This window comes from Pseudooceanicola sp. NS-SX8 (genome assembly GCF_057380755.1).
The window spans coordinates 1,817,625-1,841,025 of sequence record NZ_CM170819.1 but is presented as its reverse complement, the minus strand read 5'-3'; the positions used below and the strand labels follow the sequence as shown (position 1 = coordinate 1,841,025).

General features: G+C 66.3%; 21 protein-coding genes and 1 pseudogene. 16 read left to right on the top strand and 6 right to left on the bottom strand.

Features of this window, described 5'->3' with window-relative positions; all coding sequences use genetic code 11:
• Positions 1-7: 7 nt before the first annotated feature.
• Together AC2IR1_RS08370 and AC2IR1_RS08365 are read left to right on the top strand one after the other, a co-directional pair.
• The gene (locus tag AC2IR1_RS08370) at positions 8-985 is read left to right on the top strand and encodes a peptidase C39 family protein (protein WP_486475823.1); all 978 of its coding nucleotides are present in this window, start codon (positions 8-10) and stop codon (positions 983-985) included.
• A 56-nt stretch (positions 986-1,041) separates the two neighbouring features.
• Positions 1,042-2,232 (top strand): M20 aminoacylase family protein, encoded by a 1,191-nt coding sequence (locus tag AC2IR1_RS08365; RefSeq protein WP_486475822.1) that lies wholly within the window; start codon positions 1,042-1,044, stop codon positions 2,230-2,232.
• A gap of 10 nt (positions 2,233-2,242) precedes the next feature.
• Here the strand turns inward: AC2IR1_RS08365 and AC2IR1_RS08360 are convergent, their stop codons facing one another.
• The 3 genes from AC2IR1_RS08360 to AC2IR1_RS08350 form a co-directional block, all read right to left on the bottom strand.
• A complete protein-coding gene (locus AC2IR1_RS08360; RefSeq protein ID WP_486475821.1) occupies positions 2,243-3,475 on the bottom strand; it encodes a multidrug effflux MFS transporter in 1,233 nt (410 codons plus the stop codon).
• A 58-nt stretch (positions 3,476-3,533) separates the two neighbouring features.
• Positions 3,534-3,809, bottom strand: a complete 276-nt coding sequence (locus tag AC2IR1_RS08355) for a DUF2842 domain-containing protein (protein WP_486475820.1) — start codon at positions 3,807-3,809, stop codon at positions 3,534-3,536.
• Positions 3,810-3,915: 106 nt separating this feature from the next.
• Complete coding sequence (locus tag AC2IR1_RS08350) at positions 3,916-5,208, bottom strand: adenylosuccinate synthase (protein WP_486475819.1); 1,293 nt, start codon at positions 5,206-5,208, stop codon at positions 3,916-3,918.
• A gap of 309 nt (positions 5,209-5,517) precedes the next feature.
• Between AC2IR1_RS08350 and AC2IR1_RS08345 the strand changes: the two genes are divergently transcribed.
• The 3 genes from AC2IR1_RS08345 to pyrG all read left to right on the top strand — a co-directional run bounded on the left by AC2IR1_RS08345 (position 5,518) and on the right by pyrG (position 8,392).
• Complete coding sequence (locus tag AC2IR1_RS08345) at positions 5,518-5,919, top strand: DUF6524 family protein (RefSeq protein WP_486475818.1); 402 nt, start codon at positions 5,518-5,520, stop codon at positions 5,917-5,919.
• A 216-nt stretch (positions 5,920-6,135) separates the two neighbouring features.
• Entirely contained in the window at positions 6,136-6,507 is a 372-nt protein-coding gene (secG, locus tag AC2IR1_RS08340) for a preprotein translocase subunit SecG (RefSeq protein WP_486475817.1), read from the top strand.
• 241 nt (positions 6,508-6,748) lie between these two features.
• Positions 6,749-8,392 (top strand): CTP synthase, encoded by a 1,644-nt coding sequence (gene pyrG / locus AC2IR1_RS08335; protein WP_486475816.1) that lies wholly within the window; start codon positions 6,749-6,751, stop codon positions 8,390-8,392.
• A gap of 87 nt (positions 8,393-8,479) precedes the next feature.
• Here the strand turns inward: pyrG and AC2IR1_RS08330 are convergent, their stop codons facing one another.
• Positions 8,480-8,698 (bottom strand): hypothetical protein, encoded by a 219-nt coding sequence (locus AC2IR1_RS08330; RefSeq protein WP_486475815.1) that lies wholly within the window; start codon positions 8,696-8,698, stop codon positions 8,480-8,482.
• 336 nt (positions 8,699-9,034) lie between these two features.
• Here AC2IR1_RS08330 and AC2IR1_RS08325 point away from each other — a divergent pair, with 336 nt between their 5' ends.
• On the top strand, positions 9,035-9,904 hold the full coding sequence (locus AC2IR1_RS08325; protein ID WP_486475814.1) for a LysR family transcriptional regulator: 870 nt from the start codon (positions 9,035-9,037) through the stop codon (positions 9,902-9,904).
• A 716-nt stretch (positions 9,905-10,620) separates the two neighbouring features.
• Here AC2IR1_RS08325 and AC2IR1_RS08320 read toward each other — a convergent pair.
• Positions 10,621-11,916, bottom strand: coding sequence for an MFS transporter (locus tag AC2IR1_RS08320; RefSeq protein ID WP_486475813.1), 1,296 nt, complete (start codon positions 11,914-11,916; stop codon positions 10,621-10,623).
• Positions 11,917-12,338: 422 nt separating this feature from the next.
• Here AC2IR1_RS08320 and ppk2 point away from each other — a divergent pair, with 422 nt between their 5' ends.
• Positions 12,339-13,286, top strand: coding sequence for a polyphosphate kinase 2 (ppk2, locus tag AC2IR1_RS08315; RefSeq protein WP_486475812.1), 948 nt, complete (start codon positions 12,339-12,341; stop codon positions 13,284-13,286).
• 20 nt (positions 13,287-13,306) lie between these two features.
• Here ppk2 and AC2IR1_RS08310 read toward each other — a convergent pair whose 3' ends face one another.
• Positions 13,307-13,831: a hypothetical protein gene (locus AC2IR1_RS08310; protein ID WP_486475811.1), complete on the bottom strand. Its 525-nt coding sequence runs from the start codon at positions 13,829-13,831 to the stop codon at positions 13,307-13,309.
• 460 nt (positions 13,832-14,291) lie between these two features.
• On the opposite strand from AC2IR1_RS08310, the pseudogene AC2IR1_RS08305 reads away from it, so the two are divergent.
• The 9 genes and pseudogenes from AC2IR1_RS08305 to AC2IR1_RS08265 form a co-directional block, all read left to right on the top strand.
• A pseudogene (locus tag AC2IR1_RS08305) lies at positions 14,292-14,723 on the top strand (tellurite resistance TerB family protein); the annotation flags it as partial.
• Between the two features lie 104 nt (positions 14,724-14,827).
• A complete protein-coding gene (locus tag AC2IR1_RS08300) occupies positions 14,828-15,607 on the top strand; it encodes a phosphate/phosphite/phosphonate ABC transporter substrate-binding protein (protein ID WP_486475810.1) in 780 nt (259 codons plus the stop codon).
• 79 nt (positions 15,608-15,686) lie between these two features.
• A complete protein-coding gene (locus AC2IR1_RS08295; protein WP_486475809.1) occupies positions 15,687-16,463 on the top strand; it encodes an ABC transporter ATP-binding protein in 777 nt (258 codons plus the stop codon).
• Between the two features lie 278 nt (positions 16,464-16,741).
• Positions 16,742-17,464 carry a transporter substrate-binding domain-containing protein gene (locus AC2IR1_RS08290; protein WP_486475808.1) on the top strand — a complete coding sequence of 241 codons (723 nt, stop codon included), beginning with the start codon at positions 16,742-16,744 and terminating at the stop codon, positions 17,462-17,464.
• A gap of 256 nt (positions 17,465-17,720) precedes the next feature.
• Positions 17,721-18,617, top strand: coding sequence for an ABC transporter permease (locus tag AC2IR1_RS08285; protein WP_486475807.1), 897 nt, complete (start codon positions 17,721-17,723; stop codon positions 18,615-18,617).
• The gene (locus AC2IR1_RS08280) at positions 18,617-19,456 is read left to right on the top strand and encodes an ABC transporter permease (RefSeq protein WP_486476386.1); all 840 of its coding nucleotides are present in this window, start codon (positions 18,617-18,619) and stop codon (positions 19,454-19,456) included. Before AC2IR1_RS08285 ends, AC2IR1_RS08280 begins: the two co-directional genes overlap by 1 nt.
• Before the next feature lie 189 nt (positions 19,457-19,645).
• The gene (locus AC2IR1_RS08275; protein WP_486475806.1) at positions 19,646-20,962 is read left to right on the top strand and encodes a glutamine synthetase family protein; all 1,317 of its coding nucleotides are present in this window, start codon (positions 19,646-19,648) and stop codon (positions 20,960-20,962) included.
• 226 nt (positions 20,963-21,188) lie between these two features.
• Positions 21,189-21,869: a type 1 glutamine amidotransferase gene (locus tag AC2IR1_RS08270; RefSeq protein ID WP_486475805.1), complete on the top strand. Its 681-nt coding sequence runs from the start codon at positions 21,189-21,191 to the stop codon at positions 21,867-21,869.
• Entirely contained in the window at positions 21,866-23,242 is a 1,377-nt protein-coding gene (locus AC2IR1_RS08265) for a glutamine synthetase family protein (RefSeq protein ID WP_486475804.1), read from the top strand. Before AC2IR1_RS08270 ends, AC2IR1_RS08265 begins: the two co-directional genes overlap by 4 nt.
• Positions 23,243-23,401 lie beyond the last annotated feature (159 nt).

Here is a 23,401-nt window from a genome sequence, read left to right as displayed (position 1 = left end):
GCCCCCGATGACCCAGACCCTCTTGCAAGCCCGCGAAATCCCCCTTTCCTCCCTACCCCAGGGTGCGGCGCAACCACAGCTTCCGGACCAGGCCCATATCTTCGCCGTAGGCATCACCGCCGAGGACGGCACCCTCCTGGCCTGGGCTGCCCTGCGCCAGCGACGCACCGCGCTGGCCATCCATGTTGCCGGCTGGTCCGCCCCGGCAGAGCTGGCCGAGGCCCTGGCTCTTGGCGTAAAGGTCGCGGCATCGGACCGCGAGGCGCTCCTGATCCGCTCCCTGCCCGAACAGGCAGAGGCCATCGCCGCTCTGGGGCTGGAAGACACCGGGCGCGGCTATGCGCAGCTCTGGCTTTCGGCGCCGATCCCGCTGACCCATCCGGTCGGCCAGTACAACCAATCCACCGGCTTCACCTGCGGTCCGGTTTCCATCGCGATGGCCATGGGCGAGGTGACCCGCGACCAGGAAATCGAGATCTGGCGGGAGGCCACCACGATGATCGGGCTGAACGGCCCCGGCGGATGCGACCCCTATGGCATGCTTCTGGCAGCCGCCAATCGCGGTTTCACGGTGGAGCTGCATTTCGACGCCCCCGGCCCGATCCTGATCGATCGCGCCCAGACGCCCGAAAAGGCCGAGCTGATGAGCTATGTCCAGAACAGCTTCAAGAAGAAGGTGGAAAAGGCAGGGCTTCCCGTGATCGCCAACCACCTGAGCGCAGAACAGCTGGCGCAGGCCGTGCGGTCGGGTGCCATGGTGATCCTGCTGATCGACCAGCACCTGACCCATGATCACCACGCCCCGCACTGGATCTTGCTGCATGCCGAACGGGACGGCGTCCTTTTGGTGAACGATCCCTGGCTTGAACCCCGGGACCGGGAAACCCGCGCCGATGTGGATTGCCTGCCGATGCGGGCAGACGTGCTGCATGCCATGGGCGCCTATGGCGACACGCCCGCCCATGGCGCATTGATCCTGCGCTGAGCCCTGTCCTGCGCTGCTGTCCTGCGCCGCCCCCAAACCGATCCGAAAGACCCAATATGCCGATCCCGAACCGTTTCGCGGAGCTGCAGGCCGAAATGACCGGCTGGCGGCGCGATCTTCATGCGCATCCGGAACTGCTGTTCGATACGCAGCGCACCTCGGCCCTCGTGGCCGGAAAACTGCGTGACTTCGGTTGCGACGAGGTGGTCGAGGGAATCGGCCGCACCGGTGTGGTGGGCGTCATAAGGGGGCGATCGACGGCCTCCGGCCGCGTGATCGCCCTGCGCGCCGACATGGATGCCCTCCCGATTACCGAGGCAACCGGCGCGGCGCATGCCTCCGTCATGCCGGGGCGGATGCACGCGTGCGGCCACGACGGGCATACCGCGATGTTGCTGGGCGCCGCGCGCTACATGGCCGAGACCCGCCGTTTCGACGGCACCGTCGTCCTGATCTTCCAGCCTGCCGAAGAGGGCGGCGGCGGCGGTCGCGAAATGGTCGAAGATGGCATCATGGATCGGTTCGGCGTGCAGGAAGTCTATGGCATGCACAACCAGCCGGACCTGCCAGTCGGGCATTTCGCCCTGCGCGCCGGCCCGATCATGGCCTCCTCCGACAACTTCGAAATCCACATTTCCGGCAAGGGCGGCCATGCGGCCCGGCCGCACGACTGCATCGATGCAACCGTCGTCGCCTCCCAGATCGTGCTGTCGCTGCAGACCATCGTGTCGCGCAACGTGAACCCGCTGAAACGCGTCGTGCTGACCATCGGCATCTTCGAAACCGACAGCAGGTCGGGCGCAGTCATCGCACAGACGGCGCGGCTGCGCGGGACGGTGCGCACCCTGGATCCGGAGTACCGCGGCCTTGCGGAAGAGCGCGTGCACCGCATCGCCCGGGACACGGCATCGGCCCTGGGGGCCACCGCCGAGGTCACCTGGCTGCCAGGCTACCCGGTGACCATCAACGGCGAGGCGCAAAGCCGCCACGCGGCCGAGACTGCCCGCGCCATAGCGGGCGGTGCGGCGGTGGATGATGCCTGCGAACCGATGCTGGCGGCAGAGGATTTTGCCTACATGCTGCAGGAACGGCCGGGCGCCTTCCTCTTCATCGGCAATGGCGACAGTGCCCAGCTTCACCATCCGGGCTACGATTTCAATGATGAGGCATTGCCTGTCGGCGCCGCCTGGCACGCCGGAATGGCCGAGGCGCGCATGCCCCTTGGGGTCGAAACGCAGACAGCCTGACCGCCTGCCATCACTCCATCGAGGGGCCCGCAGGCGGCACGTCTGTCCGGATCACCCCGCGCCGCCGTTCGATCCAGGTCAGCCAGAGGCCGATCGCCAGCCCCAGGAGCGAGGCCACCAGCATCGCGCCGATCAGCACCTCCATCGCGATCCGGGGGGCCAGCAGGACGCCGACGATCCCGGTGCCCAGGGCGCCCGCCAGCTGCAGCAGTGCCGAGCTGAGCCCCGAAGCCGCCCCGGCCAGGTGCGGACGGACTGCCATCACGCCACTTGCGGCATTGGGCGCCGTCAGCCCGTTGCCGATACCGTTGCAGATCATTCCCGCGATCAGCAGCGGCATGGTCAGGGCGCCCAGTTCCTGCGCCACCATGGACCCGGCCAGCCCCGCCGTTGCCAGCAGCCGCCCGATGATCAGCAGCCGGGTCAGCGGCCAGTCCACCCGCCGCGTCACCCAGCCGGTGATCCAGCTGCCGGCCATGAAGCCAAGGCTCATGCTGCCCATGCACAGCCCCACCTGCCCCGTTCCCATGTCAAACGCCGTGGTCAGCGCCAGCGGCGCCGCCGCGACGAAGATGTGGAAGGTGGAGATGGAGACACCCCAGCAGGCCGCGTAGCCCCAGAACCGGGGGGATTGCAAAAGCTCCGGCCAGGAGCGGAACTGGGCGGAGAACCCGCCACCGCGACTGCTGTTCGTTTCGCCGAGATCGATCCAGGACAGCAGGAAAACCCCAAGGCCCAGAAGGGAATAGAACCCGAAGTTGCCCCGCCAGCCAAGGAATTCGTCGATCAGCCCCCCCAGGACCGGGCCGAGGATCGGACCAAGCGCCATGACCATCGAAACCGTGGCCATCTTCTGGGTGATCTCGCGGGATTCGTAGCGATCGCGCAGCACCGCGCGACTGATGGCGATACCCACGGTCGAGGCAGCCTGGAACATCCGCCCGATCCAGAAAACGGTGATGTCGCTGGTCAGCGTGCAGACGATCGAAGCCAGGGTGAAAATGGCAAAGCCCGCCAGGATCACCGGGCGGCGGCCGTAGACATCGCTGAGCGGGCCGAAGATCAGCTGCATGACAGCCGTCATCAGCAGGTAGGCCCCGATGACAAGGCTCATTGCGCCGTAGTCGATCCCGAACTCCCGCGCCATGCCGGGCAGCGAGGGAACGAACATGTTGATGGTCAGGACGGACGCGCCTGTCAGGATGATCAGGGTCGCCAGGGATGGCGGGGTGCGGTGTGTCAATGCGATCTCCTTAGGCCCCCATCCTCCTTAGGCACCCGTCATCTGCGCGTGGCACGGATCAATGCCTGCCGCGCCCTTCGTCATCTGCCTCCGATCCGGTGGAGGGGGCCGGTTCGGAAGACGGGGTCGGTTCGGCCTGCCCCACGCCCATGAAGACGAATTTCAGCGGGAACGCCCAAAGCACCCCCAGCAGGATGTAGACCATCAGTTCGACGACAAGCGGCGGTCGGCCCAGCAGGTTCATCACCGTGACGCAGGCCACGATATAGAGCGGAAGCCCGACCACCAGGATGACCAGAGACCAGCGCCTGCGTGCCTTGTAGCTGAGTGCCATGGCTCTCCTCCCCCGCGGCCGTCATGGAAACGGCGACCCATGGTCGCCCGGGCAGGTCGCCGGGACCTGCAGCAAAACGGGGGGCCGTGGCCCCCCGATCATGGTGTCAGTCCGCGAAGGGGTCGGTCACCAGGATGGTATCCTCACGCTCCGGGCTGGTGGACAGCAGCGCGACGGGGCATTCGATCAGCTCCTCGACGCGGCGCACGTACTTGATCGCATTGGCCGGAAGATCGGCCCAGCTGCGTGCGCCTTCGGTCGACTCGGACCAGCCTTCCATCTCTTCGTAGACGGGGGTGCAGCGGGCCTGCTGGTCGGACGCGATCGGCAGGTAATCCATGCGCTTGCCGTCCAGCTCGTAGCCGACGCAGATCTTCAGCGTCTCGAAACCGTCCAGCACGTCCAGCTTGGTCAGGGCAATGCCGTTGACGCCGGAGACCGCGCAGGTCTGCTTTACCAGGGCCGCGTCAAACCAGCCGCAACGACGCTTGCGCCCGGTCACCACACCGAATTCGTGGCCGCGTTCGCCCAGGCGTTCGCCGGTTTCGTCGGTCAGTTCGGTCGGGAACGGCCCCTCGCCCACACGGGTCGTGTAGGCCTTGACGATGCCCAGGACGAAGTCGATGGACCCCGGCCCGATGCCCACGCCCGTGGCCGCCTGGCCCGCGATGACGTTGGACGAGGTCACGAAGGGATAGGTGCCGAAATCAATGTCCAGCAGCGAGCCCTGAGCGCCTTCGAAGAGGATCCGCTTGCCCGCTTTCCGCTTCTCGGTCAGGACCTTCCAGACCGGGGCGGCGTATTGCAGGATCTCGGGCGCGATCTCGTTCAGCTTCGCGATGGTCGCATCCCGGTCGATCGGTTCCAGGCCGAGGCCCGCGCGCAGCGCGTTGTGGTGCACAAGCGCCCGGTCGACCCGCAGCTCCAGCGTGGCCGCATCGGCCAGGTCGGCGACGCGGATGGCGCGGCGGCCCACCTTGTCTTCATAGCACGGCCCGATGCCGCGGCCGGTGGTGCCGATCTTCGCGACCGAGTTCTGCGCCTCGCGCGCGCGGTCCAGTTCCCCGTGGAACGGCAGGATCAGCGGCGTGTTTTCCGCGATCATCAGCGTCTCGGGGGAGATATCGACCCCCTGATCACGGATCTTCGCGATCTCGCTCACCAGGTGCCAGGGATCCAGCACGACGCCATTGCCGATGACAGAGAGCTTGCCGCCCCGCACCACGCCCGAAGGCAGCGCGTTCAGCTTGAAGACCTCTCCGTCGATGACCAGCGTGTGGCCTGCATTGTGACCGCCCTGGAAGCGCGCGATGACATCGGCACGCTCGCTGAGCCAGTCGACGATCTTGCCTTTCCCCTCGTCGCCCCACTGGGCGCCGACGACTACGACATTGGCCATGTCCGGTCCTTTCTGACTTGGCGAATTCTGCGGAGCGCGCGTCCGGCGCTCTCAAACCCGCGCCGGTATAGCGCTGCGCAAGGCGCTGCGAAACCCGAATCTGCCATCCATGAAGGGCGAAGCGACACCGCGCCGCCCCGCGTCCTGCCCAAGGGCAGCACGGAAAGCGCCCCCGGGGCAAGTCCTGGCGCCTGCCCGACTGCGTTAACCTGCCGCTGTATACCGGAGTTTCTGGACAGGGCGGGTCGAAACAGGCAAACCACGCCCACTTAAGCACATTCTGCGCCGAACCGATTCAAGGGGACATTGATGGGGTTCTTCATCCGCTGGCTCGTGGCCTTTCTTCTGGTCACGGCAACCTACAATCCGACCCAGTACAATTACGTCTCCTGGGTCATGACCAACTGGCCTGACCTGATGTCGGTCACGGTCCTGCTGGGCCTGCTGCTTTTCGTGGGCTACATGATCTACTTCCGTGCGACGCTGAGGTCGATCGGCGTCTTCGGCATGGGCCTGGTGCTGGCAATTGCCGCCGCGCTGATCTGGGTCCTGTCGGACCTGGGCGTTCTGGGCCTTCGGGACCGCAACTCCCTGCTCTGGCTCGGGATCTTCTCCCTCTCGCTGGTGCTAGGCATCGGGTTGAGCTGGTCGCTGATCCGCCGCAAGCTGTCGGGCCAGATCGACACCGATGACATCGACGACGATCATTGAAGGCGCCCCGGGCACCCGCACCGGTGGCAAAGCGGGAACAAACGAAGGGCGACCGGAGCCCGCGCGCCCCGGCCCTGCCGGAGGGGACAGGCATTCGGGCAGGCATTCGGGGTTGCGGCGAGGCCCTGTCTGGCTTAGATACCCGCCGAATGACGGCACCGCGCCGCAACGATTTATGAGCGCTCAGAGCGCCGCGACCGAAACGGGCTGATACACATGGAAAACGTCGTCCTCATCGTCCACCTGATCCTGGCGCTCTCGCTGATCGGCGTGGTGCTGCTGCAACGCTCCGAAGGCGGTGGCCTGGGCATGGGCGGCGGCGGCGCGATGACGGGCCGGCAGGCCGCCACCGCCATGGCCAAGCTGACCTGGGTCCTGGCTGGCGCCTTCATCATCACCTCCCTTGCGCTGACGATCGTCGCCGCCGAGAAATCCGCCGGGTCTTCCGTGCTGGACCGGCTGGCACCGCCGCCGGCCGCCGAAGAGACCACCGACGACGCGGCCCCGGCCACGTCCGGCGACAATTCCCTGCTGCCGCCGCCTTCCGGCGCATCGGGCACTGACGGGCTGACCCCCTCGGCCGACTGATCCACCCGGATCCGGCCGGGACGTACCCGCCGCGCGGGCGCTTCGGCGCCCGTCGGGACACTGCCCCCTCAACACACTAAACCTTGAGGGATATCCCCTCAAATCCCCAGCATCTTGCGGGATGCTGTTGCCAGGCTTTTGCGAATCTGGTAGCCGTTAAATCCCGTGATACAGCGGTCTTCGGACCGCATGTTCTGTTATTTGCGCATTGGCGCCGACCACTCACGGGAGCCTCTGATCCATGGCGAGATATGTTTTCATTACCGGCGGCGTCGTATCGTCTCTTGGCAAGGGGCTGGCCTCTGCCGCGCTCGGCGCGCTGCTGCAGGCCCGCGGCTACTCTGTCCGGCTGCGAAAGCTCGACCCCTATCTGAACGTCGATCCGGGCACCATGTCCCCCTTCGAACACGGCGAAGTCTTCGTGACCGACGACGGCGCGGAAACCGACCTGGACCTGGGCCACTACGAACGCTTCACCGGCGTTGCGGCCCGCATGACCGACAGCGTCTCCTCCGGCCGGATCTATTCCAACGTGCTGGAAAAGGAACGCCGCGGCGACTACCTGGGCAAGACCATCCAGGTGGTTCCCCACGTCACCAATGAAATCAAGGACTTCCTCTCCGTCGGCGATGACGAGGTCGATTTCATGCTCTGCGAGATCGGCGGCACCGTCGGCGACATCGAGGGCCTGCCCTTCTTCGAGGCGATCCGCCAGTTCAGCCACGACAAGCCGCGCGGCGAATGCATCTTCATGCACCTGACCCTGCTGCCCTACCTGGCCGCGAGCGGTGAGCTGAAGACCAAGCCGACCCAGCACTCCGTCAAGGAGCTGCAAAGCATTGGTATCGCACCGGATATCCTGGTCTGCCGGTCCGAGCAGCCGATCCCCGAGAAGGAGCGCGAGAAGATCGCCCTCTTCTGCAACGTGCGCAAGGAGCACGTGGTGGCGGCCTACGACCTGAACTCGATTTACGAGGCGCCGCTGGCCTATCACCGCGAGGGCCTGGACCAGGCGGTGCTGGATGCCTTCAACATCGCCCCCGCGCCCAAGCCCGACCTGGGCGTCTGGCAGGATGTGCAGGACCGGATCCACAACACCGACGGCGACGTGAAGATCGCCATCGTCGGCAAGTACACGCAGCTTGAAGACGCCTACAAGTCGATCAAGGAAGCGCTGGTGCACGGCGGCATGGCCAACCGGATCAAGGTCAATGTCGAATGGGTCGATGCGGAGGTCTTTGACCACGAGGATGCCGCGCCCCACCTGGAAGGCTACCACGCGATCCTGGTGCCCGGCGGCTTTGGCGAGCGCGGCACCGAGGGCAAGATCAAGGCGGCGGAATTTGCCCGCACGCGCAAGATCCCCTACCTCGGGATCTGCCTCGGCATGCAGATGGCCGTGATCGAAGCGGCCCGCAACCTGGCCAAGATCGAGGCCGCGGGATCCGAGGAATTCGACCACGAAGCAGGACAAAAGCGTTTCGAACCCGTGGTTTACCACCTCAAGGAATGGGTAAAGGGCAACCACGCGGTCAAGCGCAAGGTGGGCGACGACAAGGGCGGCACCATGCGCCTGGGCGCCTATACCGCCAATCTGACCGAGGGGTCGAAGGTGGCAGAAGTCTATCACGCCACCGAGATCGAGGAACGCCACCGTCATCGCTACGAGGTGGACATCAAGTACAAGGACAAGCTGGAGGAATGCGGCCTCAGCTTCTCGGGCATGTCCCCGGACGGGCGCCTGCCGGAGATCGTGGAGATCGCCGACCACCCCTGGTTCATCGGTGTGCAGTTCCACCCCGAGCTGAAATCCAAGCCCTTCGCGCCGCATCCCCTGTTCAAGGACTTCGTGCGCGCTGCCAAGGAAGTCTCCCGGCTGGTGTAAGCTTTTAAGGCTAACAATGTGTAAAGGGCGTGCCCGCTGATCGCGAGGCGCGCCCTTTCGCGTTCCGGTTAAGGCTCAGGCTCAGGCTCAGGGCAGCCATTCGCAGACCTTTCCGTCCCGGTCCATATCGAGGTTATGCGGATCCCCCGGCCCGGCAGCGCGGTAGAAGGCCTGTGCCTCTGCCCGGGTGGCGAAGTCGCGGCAATCGCGGTCCACCATCCTGAGCGTCGCCCGTTCAAGATCCATCCGGAAGGTATCCAGCAGGGGCGGCCAGGCCAGCAGCAGCAGGCACAGCGCCAGGGCCATCCAGAGCGTGGCTTCTGACTGCGGCGACAGGCGCCGCCGGGGCCTTGGCTGTTTCCCTCTGCGCAGGCGCCGCATCCCTTCCCCTCCCCGCTCCATGATGCCACGAAGCGGCATGCCTGCATATCCCGGGCAAGCCGCGCAGACGGCGCACCAGGGCCCGCAGCCGGTTCCGAGGGGTTGCCGCACCAAGCGCGTAAAGCGCCTCCGGGTCAGGTTTGCGGGGCGGGAGAGGTCTGAGAAGGGGCATCATGGCACGTCCTTTCTTTTTCACCTGGGAAAGAATAGCCTGCCCCGGGCGCAATATCTGCGCCTGCTCAGGCAAAAGGCTTTTCAGAAATGAACGACCTCAGCTGGGACGACCTGCAGCTTTTCCTTCGCGTGGCCGAGGGCGGCGGCCTGTCCGGGGCCGCCCGGGCGACCGGGTTGTCGGCCCCGACCCTGGGCCGCCGGATGCTGGCCCTGGAGCAGGAGACCGGGCGAAGCCTGTTCCTGCGGCGGCAGACGGGCTATGCGCTGACCCCGGATGGCGCGGCCCTGCTGGCGCGGGTGCGCGGCATGCAGGCGGCCGCAAAACCCGTGCAGGACTTCCTGTCGGAGGGGCGCGAGGCGCCCTGGATCCGGATCTCTGCCGGGACAGCCACGGCGACCTTCCTGGCCGACCGGATCTGCGACCTCTCCAAGCCCGAAGACGGGGTCCGCCTGCATTTCGTCACCACCGAGGCCCGGCTGGACATCGCCCACAGGGAGATCGACCTTGGTATCCGCAACCGCCCGGCGGAGCAGGGAAATCTGGCCTCCCGCCCGCTGGGAACCCTGCGTTTCGCCCCCTATCACGCCCATGGCGTGTACCGGCCGGAGCTGCAGGACTGGGTGGCGGTGGAGCCCGGCGCGGCCCGCCATCCCGCGGCGCACTGGCTGCATGCCCAGCCCGATCACCGCATCGCCGTGCTGGCCAACAACGTCGCCATGGTGCACCAGCTGGTCCGGTCAGGCGCGGGCAAGGGGGTGATGCCCTGCCTGCTGGGCGACAGCGACCCAGGGCTGACACGCGCCGGCCCACTGATCCCCGAACTCGATGAAACCCAGCATCTCGTCATGCACGACGATGATCGCCACCGCCCGCATATCCGCCGGCTGATCGAGCGTATCGTATTGCTTTACAAGGATAATGCCGACCTTCTGGCAGGCGCCAGACCGCTGCGCTGAGGCAGGCGTGGGAACCAATGACGGGTTTCCCCGTTATGTCCCCGAGAGACATGGATGCCCCGTCGGGCGTCATGCAGCCGCAAAAGGAGAGAGATCATGAATGCCATCATCTACATGGTCGGCCTCGTCGTCATCGTCCTGGCAATCGTCCAGTTCGTGGCCTGAGCCACCTGAAATCCCAAGACTTTTCCAGAAAGAACTGCTGGCGGTCCGCTTGAAAGAGCGGGCCGCCTGCCTTTTGCGCCCCGCAAGCGCGATCCAGGGGGCGGCCCGGGCGCGGCGGGGTTAACCCCGCCCTACCCCGCCGCACGCCACGTCGGTACTGCAGTGCAGCGACTCACCCAGGCAGAGCCATGGTTAACAGGGGTTTCGGGGCGAAATCGCAACGTCGGTATCACGTCGGTATTGCGTCGGTATTGCGGCGGTGCAGCATCGCCGGAGGGGGCCGGGTTAACGGGGCGTGCGGTGGGGGGGGAGATGGGGGGGACGGTGGAGTGGATGAGTGGAGTAACGGTGGATTTCATCCACCCTACGAGGCACCCCGCCCCTCCCATTTTTTGGCCAAAAATATCCTGGGGGGAGTCTCCGGCACGGAGACGGGGGGCAAAGCCCCCCTCCCCCTCAGCCTGCGGGCAAAGCCCTTCCAGTGCGGGCCCCATGCAAAAGGGCCGCCCCGAGGGACGGCCCTTTCTGATTTCGCGTTGATCGCTGATGGATCAGACCTTCTTGCGGCCCATGCCGAAGACGCAGAGCAGCGTGATCACTGCGGCGGCCAGCAGGTAGTAGCCCACGTAGGTCATGCCGTAGTGCGACTGCAGGTAGGTCGCGATGTAGGGCGCCAGCGACGCGCCGAAGATGCCGGCGAAGTTGAAGGCCAGCGAGGAGCCGGTGTAGCGCACGGCCGTCGGGAAGGGCGCGGCCAGCACGGCACCGATGATGCCGTAGGTGATCCCCATCAGCGCCATGCAGACGGTGACGAAGACGTAGACGCCCGCGATGCTGCCCGACAGGAGCGGGCCGACGGCGAAGGAGAAGACACCGATCAGCACGGTCACCAGCGCCAGGATGGTGAAGCGGCTGTGCTTGTCGGCCAGCTTGCCCGCGATCGGGATGAAGATCCCGAAGACGACCGCGCCCCAGATCTGGATCTTCAGCGCCGAGGTCAGCGGCATCTGCAGCACCTTGACGTTGTAGGACAGCAGGTAGGCGGTGCCGATGTAGAACAGCACGAAGGTCACCAGCGCCACGAAGGTGCCGAGGAACAGCTCCATCTTGTGGGTGCGGAAGATCTCGATGAAGGGCACCTTGACGCGCTCTTCCTTGTCGATCGCCTTCTGGAAGGCCGGGGTTTCGGCCAGCGAGAGACGGACCCAGAGGCCGATCACGATCAGCGCCAGGGAGGCGATGAAGGGGATCCGCCAGCCCCAGGCCAGCAGGTCCTCGCGGCTCATGAAGAGCAGCAGGATGGTGAAGAGGCCCGAGGACATGAACAGGCCGATGGGCGCGCCCAGCTGCGGGAACATGCCGTACCAGGATTTCTTGTCTTCCGGCGCGTTCTCGGTCGCGATCAGGACGGCACCGCCCCATTCGCCGCCGAGGCCGAAGCCCTGGCCGAAGCGGCAGAGCGCCAGCAGCGCGGGGGCTGCCACGCCGATCTGCGCGTAGGTGGGCAGGAAGCCGATCACGACCGTCGAGATCCCCATGGTCAGCAGGGCTGCGACCAGCGTCGTCTTCCGGCCGATCTTGTCGCCGAAGTGGCCGAAGACCACGGCCCCCAGCGGGCGCGCGAAGAAGGCGATCGAGAAGGTGGCAAAGGAAGCCAGCAGCGCGGTGGTGGCATCTTCACCGGGGAAGAACAGGTGCGGGAACACCAGCACTGCCGCGGTGGCATATACGTAGAAATCGAAGAACTCGATGGTGGTGCCGATGAGGCTTGCCAGCAGAACCCGCGAGGGCTTGTTCAGGGGCGTCGCCTCGGCCGCCATGGAGGGCGTGGAGGTCGTGTCAGTCATGGATCTCTTCCAGTTCAGATTGCTCCGCATGCGGGTCCTTCGCAGGAGCCGGAAACGGAACACGGCGCCTAGCGCAATAAAGATGCTGGCGAAAGGCTGTGTACGTAATTTTTAGCGCTAGCATGGCAGCCTTGCCGCAACTGCATAGCTGTTGACTAAGTCAACAATTCTGACTGACCGTCAGACTTTACAACCAAGTCAACAGGTTGCGGCAGATTGACACGAAAGAGCGGCGGCGGGCCGCCGGTCGTGCTCCCCGGCATGCCGCGGCGCAGCATGGTCGGGGCGCGCGCCGGGGCGACTCGGACATGCATTTCGGACCTGCATTTGCGGGCTGGCGGCGATTGGCACGAAACTGTCACAATTACCTGCAAAAGAGAGGGCTGACCTTCCGGTCCCTCCAACGCGCGCGAAAGACCCCCATGGCCCAGGATATTCCCTCCGACGACACCCGACCCTCCGACCCGATGGACGAGGCCCACGACTGGCTGGAGGCCGAGCTGAAGGACGAGCTGGACGAGGATTACGAGATCGAGCTGGAAGATGCGGTCCTGTCGATGAAGATCCGCGAGATCTACAACAAGGCCCACGGCCCCTCGATCCCGCGGCCGGAATATTTCCGCGCCCTGCTGCACCTGCAGGCGGAGCTGATCAAGCTGCAGGACTGGGTGGTCCACAGCGGCGAGAAGGTGGTAGTGATCTTCGAGGGGCGCGACAGTGCCGGCAAGGGCGGGGTGATCAAGCGGATCCAGCAGCGGCTGAACCCCCGGGTGGTGCGCACCGTGGCCCTGCCCGCCCCCACCGAGCGGGAAAAGAGCCAGTGGTATTTCCAGCGCTACGTGCCGTATCTGCCGGCCGGCGGGGAGATCGTGCTGTTCGACCGCAGCTGGTACAACCGGGCGGGGGTGGAGCGGGTCATGGGCTTTGCCGATGAGACCCAGGTGCAGCAGTTCTTCGAGGACGTGCCGGAGTTCGAGCGTATGCTGGTGCGCTCCGGCATCCGGTTGGTGAAATACTGGTTCTCGGTCACCGACGAGGAGCAGCAGATGCGCTTCCTCATGCGCATCCACGATCCGCTGAAGCAGTGGAAGCTGTCGCCGATGGACCTGCAGAGCCGGGTGCGGTGGGAGCAGTACACCAAGGCCAAGGAAGAGATGCTGGCGCGCACCAACATCCCCGAGGCGCCCTGGTACATCGTGCCGGGCAACGACAAGAAGCGGGCGCGGCTGAACTGCATCGACCACCTGCTGTCGCTGATGCCCTACGAGGATGTCCCGCAGGAGGAGATCAGCCTGCCCGACCGCGTCTACAATTCGGATTACGAACGCGCCGTGCTGCCGCCGGAGCTTTACGTGCCGTCGAAGTACTGACCGGAGAGGTCGGGGGGCTGTCAGGCCAGAAGCGGCTTGATCAGGCGGCTGATCAGGCCCTTGTCCCGGCCACGCCGGGGATGCTTGCGCGCGCGGGGTTTGGTGATCATCGGGCCGACGATTTCCGGGCTCAGCTGCCAGCGGCCGCTGTCGCCCCTGCGGGCATCTTCGGCCTGTGCGGCCATCCAGGCCTGCAGCCGTTCCGGCCCGATCATCTGGCGCGCGGGATCGGGCAGGTAGAAGCCCGCGTTGATCCGCTGGCAAAGCGCATCGAGCAGGGCGCACATGCAGGCCAGGTCGGAGGGCACCTCTTCGCGGGGCACCTTGTTGAAGCGCTGGGGTTCGGCGTTCATGAACAGCGTCAGGGCGGAGCCGAGATCGACGCAGATCTGGGCGGACATCCAGCCGATCACCTCGTAGGTGTCGCGTTCCCATTCCACGGCCCGGGCCATGGCGCAGACCTGGCGCCCGGTCGCGGTGCGCAAAGCCTCCAACCGCTCGGAGGCGGAGGATTCGGCCCAATCGATCCGGGTGAGAGACGGCATGCCGCGGGTTCCTGAAAAAATGACTGATCTGAATAATGTGAATCAGTTTTGGGAAAGAAGTGGGTCCGAATTATGGCCAAGACGGGGAATTCAATTTCCGGCGCAATTTTCCGGCCACCCCAACAACCGCAGGACGAAAGCCCTGTTTCAGCCCGCCCCTGCAGCACCATCCGCCACGGAAGGGCCGCATTTGCCGCAGCGCCCGGCGGCGCTTGCGGGCCTTTCGCCGCCTCCGGGGCGCGGTTCGGCCCGGAAGTCGCCTCTTTCGGAACAAGATGCCTCCCGGCTCCTGACCTGCGCGATGATGGGCCAATTGCACCCCGGAGGCCACGGCAATGGGCGCCCCCCGGATATGGAACCCGGATATGAAACGGGAATTTTACCCCGGTGTGAACGCAAGGGGGCGGCGCGGGACGGTTCCGCATTGGCGCCTCCGGACGGGCACTCTATATAGTACGCCATGTTCGGAGATTTCCTGTCCCGCCTCACCGCCCCCCGCCCCGCGCCGCTTGGCGAGGGCGACGCACGCCTGGCGCTTTCTGCCCTGCTGGTCCGGGTTGCCCGCGCCGATGGCAGTTACGATGCCGGCGAACGCCGCACCATCGGGCGCATCCTGGCCACCCGTTACGGCCTGACCGCCGAAGAGGCGGAGGCGCTGCTGGGCGATGCCGAGGTCCTGGAAGGCCAGGCCCCCGACACCGTGCGTTTCACCCGGGCGATCAAGGATGCCGTACCCTATGAAAACCGCCTGGCGGTGATCGGGGCGCTTTGGCAGGTGGTGCTGGCCGATGGCACCCGTGACCCGGAGGAAGACGCCCTGCTGCGGCTGGTGTCGAACCTTCTGGGCATCACCGATCAGGACAGCGCCCGCGCCCGGCAAAGGGCCGAAAGCGGGAATGACGCTGGCAAGGATGGTGGCAACGAAACTGGCGGGCCCGCCAGTGTGGCCACCGGCCGCCCCGGCCCCTGGACCTGAGCCCACCCAGCGGAGGCCCCATGACAGAGCTGATCGCCGCCTTTCCGATGTACGACCGCGCCGCGACCAGCGGCATCTATGACCGGCTGTGGGCGGTGACGCGCGACCGGCTGCGCGCCGGGGGCATTGCCGCGCCCGAGGCGCTGACGCGTGATCCCGAGGATCTTTTCGCGCAGTGGGAAAGCCCCGACCTGTTGATGGCGCAGACCTGCGGCCTGCCGTTTCGCGGCCCGCTGAAGGAGCGGGTGGACCTGGTGGGCACCACCGATCCCGCCCTGCCCGGCGCCCCGGCGGGGCACTACCTGTCGGTGATCGTGGTGCGCACGGACGACCCGGCGCGCAGCATGGCCGATCTGGACGGGCGCCCGGCGGCGGCCAATGAACCTGTCAGCCAGTCGGGCTGGGCCGCGCTGGTCACCCATGCGGAAGAGGCAGGCGTGCCCCTGGGCCCCGTGACCTTTACCGGCGCGCATGCGCTGTCGGTTCAGGCCGTGGCGCGCGGCGCGGCCGACCTGGCGGCGATCGACCTGGTGACCTGGCGCCTGCTGCAGGCCGAGGGTGATCCCGATGCCGCACGCCTGCGGGTGCTGGGCCCCACGCGCCCCAGCCCCGCCCATCCGATCATCACCGCCAGGGGCCGCGACCCGGAGCCCATTCGCCAGGCCCTGGATGTCGCGCTGACCACCCTGCAGCCGCAGGAGCGGGAGGCCATCGGCTTCACCCGCCTGCTGCGCCTGCCCGCGGCCCAATATTACGCCGTTCCCCTGCCGCCCCGGCCCCGGTCCCTTTCCCTGTCGTGAAGTCAGCGATCACGGATGTTGATTTCGCGGCCGTTCTGGGGCCCTAATCCCCGGACCGCAAAAGCATCCTGGGGGACACGTGAGCCAGAACCCGCCCGTTATCGAGATCCGCGACCTGCACAAGGCCTATGGCGCGCTTGAAGTCCTCAAGGGCGTGTCGCTGACCGCCCATCGGGGCGATGTGATTTCCCTGATCGGATCCTCGGGATCGGGCAAATCCACCCTGCTGCGCTGCGCCAACCTTCTGGAAGACAGCCAGAAGGGAGAGATCCTATTCAAGGGCGAGGCGGTGCACTGGAAGGGGCAAGGCCACCACCGGCGCCCCGGGGAGGCCAAGCAGGTGCTGCGGATCCGCACGAACCTGTCGATGGTGTTCCAGCAGTTCAACCTGTGGTCCCACATGACGATCCTGCAAAACGTGATGGAAGCGCCGCTGACGGTGCTGGGGCGCGACCGGGCGGAGGTGGAGCCCAGGGCGCGGGAATACCTGGCCAAGGTCGGCATCGCGGACAAGGCGGATGCCTGGCCCGCCCAGCTGTCCGGCGGCCAGCAGCAGCGCGCCGCGATCGCCCGCGCCCTGTGCATGGAACCCGAGGCGCTTCTGTTCGATGAGCCGACCTCTGCCCTGGATCCCGAGCTGGAGCAGGAGGTGGTCAAGGTGATCAAGGATCTGGCCGGTGAAGGCCGGACCATGCTGATCGTGACCCATGACATGAAGATGGCCGCGGATGTGTCCGACCAGGTGGTCTTCCTGCACCAGGGCCTGATCGAGGAACAGGGCGCGCCCGATGCGCTCTTCGGCGCCCCGAAGAGCGAACGCCTGAAAGGGTTCCTGTCGTCCACCGTGCACGTCTGAGACCCGGGCGGCGCGGCGCCCCGATGCCTGCCACCTTCCTTGCCTGCTACCTTGCCTGCCTGCCGGGAGCGGCGGTCGCGGCCCGGTGGTGATCCGGCGGCGGAGGAGCGCTGCCCCTTTCCGCTGCGGCGCCGGGGGCTGACGCCACGGGAAGGCAGGAAGTTTGATCCGGCGTGCAGAAATTTCTTGTCTCCCTGGTCAAGTCTTCGCAACCTGATGGCAGGCCCCGCAGAGGGTCCCGGGGGCGCGGAACCGCCCCCCTCACTTGGGAGACACACATGAAAAAGACGATGCTTTCCGCCACCGCCGCGCTGGCCCTCCTGGCCGGTCAGGCCTTCGCCGCGGACGTGGTGCGCATGGGCACCGAGGGCGCCTACCCTCCGTACAACTTCATCGACGACAACGGGGAAGTGGCCGGCTTCGAACGTGAGCTGGGCGACAAGCTGTGCGAGCTGGCGGAGCTGACCTGCGAATGGGTCACCAACGACTGGGATTCCATCATCCCCAACCTGGTGGCCGGCAACTACGACACCATCATCGCCGGCATGTCGATCACCGACGAACGGGACGAGGTCATCGACTTCACCCAGGACTACTACCCGCCCACCGGCTCCATCTACCTCGGCATGGACGAGGGTGTTGACCTGGAAGGCGGCGTGATCGCGGCCCAGACCGCCACGATCCAGGCCGGCTACGTGGCCGAAACCGGCGCCACCCTGCTGGAATTCGCCACCCCCGATGAAACCATCGCAGCCGTCAAGAACGGCGAGGCCGATGCGGTCTTCGCCGACAAGGACTTCCTGCTGCCCTACGCGGAAGACGGTGAACTGATGGTCGTCGGTGACGAGGTCGCCCTGGGTGGCGGCGTCGGCATGGGCCTGCGCGAAAGCGACACCGAGCTGAAGGACAAGTTCAACGCCGCCATCGACACGATGAAGGCCGACGGCTCGCTCAACGCGCTGCTGGACAAGTACTTCGGCGAAGGCACCGGCACCTACTGATCCGGCCATCGGCCCGGGACCGGCGGCGCGCGCCCCGTGCGCCCCCGGCTCCCGGCCCTGGCCCGCGCCTCCGAAGCCCCCGGCCCTCGTTCTTGGCCCTGCTTTGGTCCCTGCGCCCGGCCCTGATCATTTTCTGGCCCAAAATATCCTGGGGGGAGTCTCCGGCACGGAGACGGGGGGCAAGGCCCCCCCTCCCCCCTTCCCATGCCATCCCGACGCCGGCCCGGTCCGGCCCGCCCCCTTCCCGGAGGAGCCCTTGTTCGAATACTGCGCGGCCCCGGACCTGCTGACAGGCTCCAGCTGGATGGCCTGCTACCTGACCACGCCCAAGCACATGATGTTCTACCAGAGCTTCGGGGTGGTCATCGTGCTGATGCTGATCACCGCGCCGGTGGCGCTTGGCGTGGGCTTCCTCGGCGCGCTGGCGACGCGCTCGCACCTGGCACCGCTGCGCTGGCTGGGCGTCTTCTATTCCTCCATCGTGCGCGGCGTGCCCGATATCGCCTTCTTCCTCTTCGTGCCGCTGGCGCTCGACCAGGGGCTGGAATACATCCGCCACCGCATCAAATGCCCGGACTGGGACGAACCGGTGCGCCAGGGCAATGATTTCGTCGTCTGCGCCGCCGCAAAGCTGCCGCTGAGCTCCGCCCCGCAGGCCTGGCACGAGGTCTATGGCGTGGTCCTGGCCATCATCGCCTTCGCCTTCGTCTTCGGCGCCTTCGCCTCCTTCGTGCTGACCGGCGCCATGACCGCGGTGCCGCGCGCCCAGCTGGAAACGGCAGAGGCCTACGGCATGTCGCGCGGGCAGGTCACCCGCCGCATCCTGATCCCGCAGATGTGGGTCTATGCCCTGCCGGGCCTGTCGAACCTGTGGATGATCCTCATCAAGGCCACGCCGCTGCTGTTCCTGCTGGGGGTGGAGGACGTGGTCTACTGGGCGCGGGAACTGGGCGGGTCCAAGACATCCGCCTACAGCTACCCGCACCCGGACTGGCGCATCTGGTATTTCACCGCCCTGCTGGCCTTCTACCTGTGCATGACCAAACTGTCGGAAATCGCCTTTGCCCGGCTGGAACGACGCCTGTCGCGCGGCCAGGCCACCGCTTCGGGCATGAAGCAGGCCCGCGCCCGCACCAAGGGAGCCGCCGCATGATGAGCTGCATCGAGACGATCCAGGCCTACGGGCTGCGCTCCATCGGGTTGGGCGAACGCCTGCTGCCGCGATCGGACTTCACGCTGTGCGACCAGTTCGTGCTGATCGGGTCGGGGATGATCTGGAACCTCTACTTCGGCATCGGCGCCCTGATCCTGGGCTTCGGCGCCGCCGTGGGCATCGCCCTGATGCGCCATTCGGACCACTGGCTGCTGCGCAAGCCCGCCGACTGGTTCGTCTTCGTCTTCCGCGGCTCGCCGCTCTTCATCCAGTTCTTCTTCTTCTACGCGCTCTTCACCCAGCTGCCCCGCGACGGGGTGCCGGTGAACCTCGGCTTCGTGGAGTTCACGGCCCAGACCAGCTGGCTGACCCGGGCCTGGGCCGGGGCGCTGATCACCCTTTGGCTGAACACCACCGCCTATGCGGGGGAAATCTTCCTGGGCGGGCTGCGGTCGGTGCCCAAGGGCGACCTGGAGGCGGCGGATGCCTATGGCTTCTCCGGCTTCCGGAAGTTCCGCCGCATCACCTTCCCGACCATGCTGCGGTTGGCCTGGCCCGCCTATACCAACGAGGCGATCTTCCTCTTCCACGCCACGACGCTGGTCTACTTCAGCTCCTTCCCGGCGCGGCAGCAGAAGGGCGATGCGCTCTACTATGCCGACTACTTCGCCTCGAAGACCTTCAACCCCTTCATCCCCTACCCGATCCTGGCGATGTATTTCATCCTGCTGACCCTGACCGTGGTGCTGGTCTACGGGGCGATCTACCGGCGCCTGAACCGGCACCTGCCGTCGAACCAGAAACCCCGGATGCGGATCAAGCCGCAGATGGTGCGCTGAAGGGGCCCGCCCTGCGGGCCTGCCTCCGGCGGGGATATTTTCAGCCAGCAAATGGGGGAAGTGGCGCAAAAGTTCGACGGCTTGATAATTTGATCATCTTTCCCCTTCCGGGACGAAGCGCTTTCGGTCAGAATGGAATTGATTTGATCATATTAACCAGTGGCCGGTCCCCGGCCCCAAGAGGATCCGATGAATTTCGACCAGTACCGCACCTTCCGGGTGGCGGCCGCAGACCTTAACGGACAGATGCGCGGCAAGCGCGTGCCACTTGCGACCTTCGACAAGCTGGGCACCGAGGGCACCCGCATGCCGCTCTCCGTCCTCAACGTCGATGTCTGGGGGGCCGATATCGAGGACAGCCCGCTGGTCTTCGACAGTGGCGACGAGGATGGCGTGATGAAGCCGACAGAGCACGGCCCGGTGCCGATGCCCTGGCTCGACAGCCCCTCTGCCCTGGTGCCGATGTGGATGTTCCACGATGACGGCACGCCCTTCGCGGGCGACCCGCGCCATGCCCTGCGCCGGGTTCTGGACCGCTACAAGGAACGCGGCTGGACGGTGCAGGCGGCGGTGGAGATGGAATTCTACCTGGTCGACGACACCGGGCACCAGCTGGCGGCGCCGCAGAACCCGATCTCTGGCCGGCCGGTCTTTGGCAATGCGATCCTGTCGATCCGGCAGCTGGATGCCTTCGACAACTTCCTGACCGACCTCTACGACGCCTGCGAGGCGATGGATATCCCGGCGGATTCGGCCAGTTCGGAAGCGGGTCTTGGCCAGTTCGAGATCAACCTGGACCACCGCGATGCCATGGCGGCGGCCGATGATGCCTGGCTCTTCAAGGCCATGGTGCGCGGCATGGCTCGGCGTCACGACATGGCGGCGACCTTCATGGCGAAACCCTTTGCCAATGACGCCGGCAACGGGATGCACGTGCACTTCTCGGTGCTGGACGAAGAGGGCAACAACATCTTCGACAACGGCGGGGCCGAGGGCACGCCGCTGCTGAAGAATGCCGTGGCGGGCTGCCTTGCGGGCCTGGCCCCCGGCACCCTGATCTGGGCGCCCCATGGCAACAGCTACGAACGTTTCACCCCCGGGGCCCATGCCCCCACCGGCGCCTGCTGGGCCTACGAGAACCGCACGGCGGCGATCCGCATCCCGTCGGGCCCGGCAAAGGCGCGCCGGATCGAACACCGCGTGGCCTGCGGCGACATCAACCCCTACCTGGTGCTGGCAACCATCCTCGGCTCCGCCCTGGTGGGGATCGAGGACGGGATGAAGCCGCCGGCGCCGATCACCGGCAACGCCTACGACCAGAAGCTGCCGGGGCTGATGCCCGACTGGGAAAGCGCGCTGGAACGGTTCGAGGAAGATCCGCTGATGAAGCGCATCTTCACCCCCGAACTGATCCGCAACTTCGCCATGACCAAGCGGCAGGAGATCCGCCGCCTGGCGGAGATCCCCCAGGAAGAGCATTGGCTGGTCTACCTGGAGACGGTCTGAGGACGCAGATTTCGCGAAAGGGGACGGGCCAAGGGAAGGCCAAGGCAGGGCCGGTGTCGGGAAGGTGTCGGGAAGGTGCATTGGCATGCACCCTACGGGGCCAGTCCATCCGGAGGCCAGGGGGCGCAGGCGGGTCTGGAAGGATCCTCCGTTCCCCTCCCGGCGCTGGCCACTTGCCGCCCCCGGACCTCTCCTCTACCTTTCCCGTGCAATCCAACGGTGTTCCATGAAAATCGGCATTCTGCAGACCGGCCACGCGCCGGAAAACATGCTCGAAGAGATGGGCGACTACCCCGCCTTCTTCGAGAGGCTCCTCGAGGGCCAAGACTTCACCTATGAAACCTACGCCGTCTGCGACGGGGTCTTCCCCGAGGGCGCGCGCGCCTGCGACGGCTGGCTGATCACCGGATCGAAATTCGGCGCCTACGAGGATCACGACTGGATCCCCCCGCTGGAGGATCTGATTCGCGAGATCTACGCCCGTGGCGTGCCCCTGGTGGGCATCTGCTTCGGCCACCAGATCATCGCCCAGGCCCTGGGCGGCCGGGTCGAGAAATTCCCCGGCGGCTGGTCCGTGGGCGCCACACGCTACACCGGGCCCGAGGGCGAAAAGGTGCTGAACGCCTGGCATCAGGACCAGGTGACGATCCTGCCGCCCGGCGCGCGGGTCGTCGCCTCCTCCCCCTTCTGCGACTACGCGGCGCTGGCCTATGGGCAGCATGTCTACACCCTGCAGCCGCACCCCGAGTACAACGCCCAGGCTATCGGCGCGCTGCTGGAAAGCCGCGCCAAGGGCGTGGTGCCCGACCCGCTGATCCAGGACGCGACCGAGAAGCTGGACACGGCCACCACCGCCGCAACCGAGGCCGCGCATATTGCCGCCGTGCTGAAAGGACAGCCCGCATGATCCCCGATCCCAACAGCACCAACTGGACCACCCTGATCCCCGAGGCGGCCCAGCAGTACCTGGAAGGGCGCCGCCTGGACGAGGTGGAATGCATCATCGCCGACGTGCCCGGCATCGCCCGGGGCAAGGCCGTGCCCGCGTCGAAATTCGCCCGGCAGAAGAACTTCCACCTGCCGAACTCGATCTTCTTCCAGACCATCACCGGCGACTGGTCGGATGCGGCGGGCGACGAGGGCTTCATCGAGCCCGACATGATCCTGACCCCCGACTTTTCCACCACCACCGCCGCGCCCTGGACCGGCGACTGGACCCTGCAGGTGATCCACGACGCCTATGACCGCAAGGGCAACCCGATCCCCTATTCGCCGCGCAACGTGCTGAAACGGGTGGTGAAGCTCTACGAGGATCAGGGCTGGAAACCCGTGGTCGCGCCGGAGATGGAATTCTACATCGTCGCGCGCAACACCGATCCGTCCAAGCCGATCATGCCGATGATGGGCCGTTCGGGGCGCCCTGCCGCCGCCCGCCAGGCCTATTCGATGACCGCCGTGGACGAGTTCGGACCGGTGATCGACGACATTTACGACTTCGCCGAGGCCCAGGGATTCGAGATCGATGGCATCACCCAGGAAGGCGGCGCCGGCCAGCTGGAAATCAACCTGCGCCACGGCAACCCCGTGCGCCTGGCGGACGAGGTCTTCTACTTCAAGCGCCTGATCCGCGAAGCCGCGCTGCGCCACGACTGCTTTGCCACCTTCATGGCCAAGCCCATCCCGGACGAACCCGGTTCCGCGATGCATATCCACCACTCGGTGCTGGACATAGAGACCGGCAAGAACATCTTCACCGGCCCCGCGGGGGGCGAAACGGATGCCTTCTTCTACTTCATCGGCGGGCTGCAGAAGCACCTGCCGGAATGTATCCCGCTGATGGCGCCCTACGTGAACAGCTATCGCCGCTACGTGAAGGACCACGCGGCGCCGATCAACCTGGAATGGGGCCGCGACAACCGCACCACGGGCATCCGCGTGCCGATCTCCTCCCCCGATGCGCGGCGGGTGGAAAACCGCGTGGCGGGGATGGACTGCAACCCCTACCTCGGCATTGCCGCCTCGCTGGCCGCGGGCTACCTGGGCCTGATGAACGAGGAACGCGCCGACAAGCAGTTCCGCGGCGACGCCTACGAGGGCGAGGGCGACTTCCCCCGCACCCTGGGCGAGGCGCTGGACACGATGGACGAGGCAACGGCGCTCGCCTCCGTCCTGGGGCCGGAATTCCTGCGCGTCTATTCCATCGTGAAGCGGACCGAATACGAGGAATTCCTGTCGGTCATTTCGCCCTGGGAACGCGAGCATCTGCTTCTGAACGTCTGATATCCCATCAGAATTCAGCCCTGCGCCCCCGCTGGTTCGCCCGGCGGGGGCGTTGCTGTTTCGGCCCTGCGGACCGAAGCCTCCGGCGGGAGTATTTCGGGCCGTCGAATGGAGATACTCCGGCCTGTTCATTCGACGGCTGAAAATACTCCGGGGGAG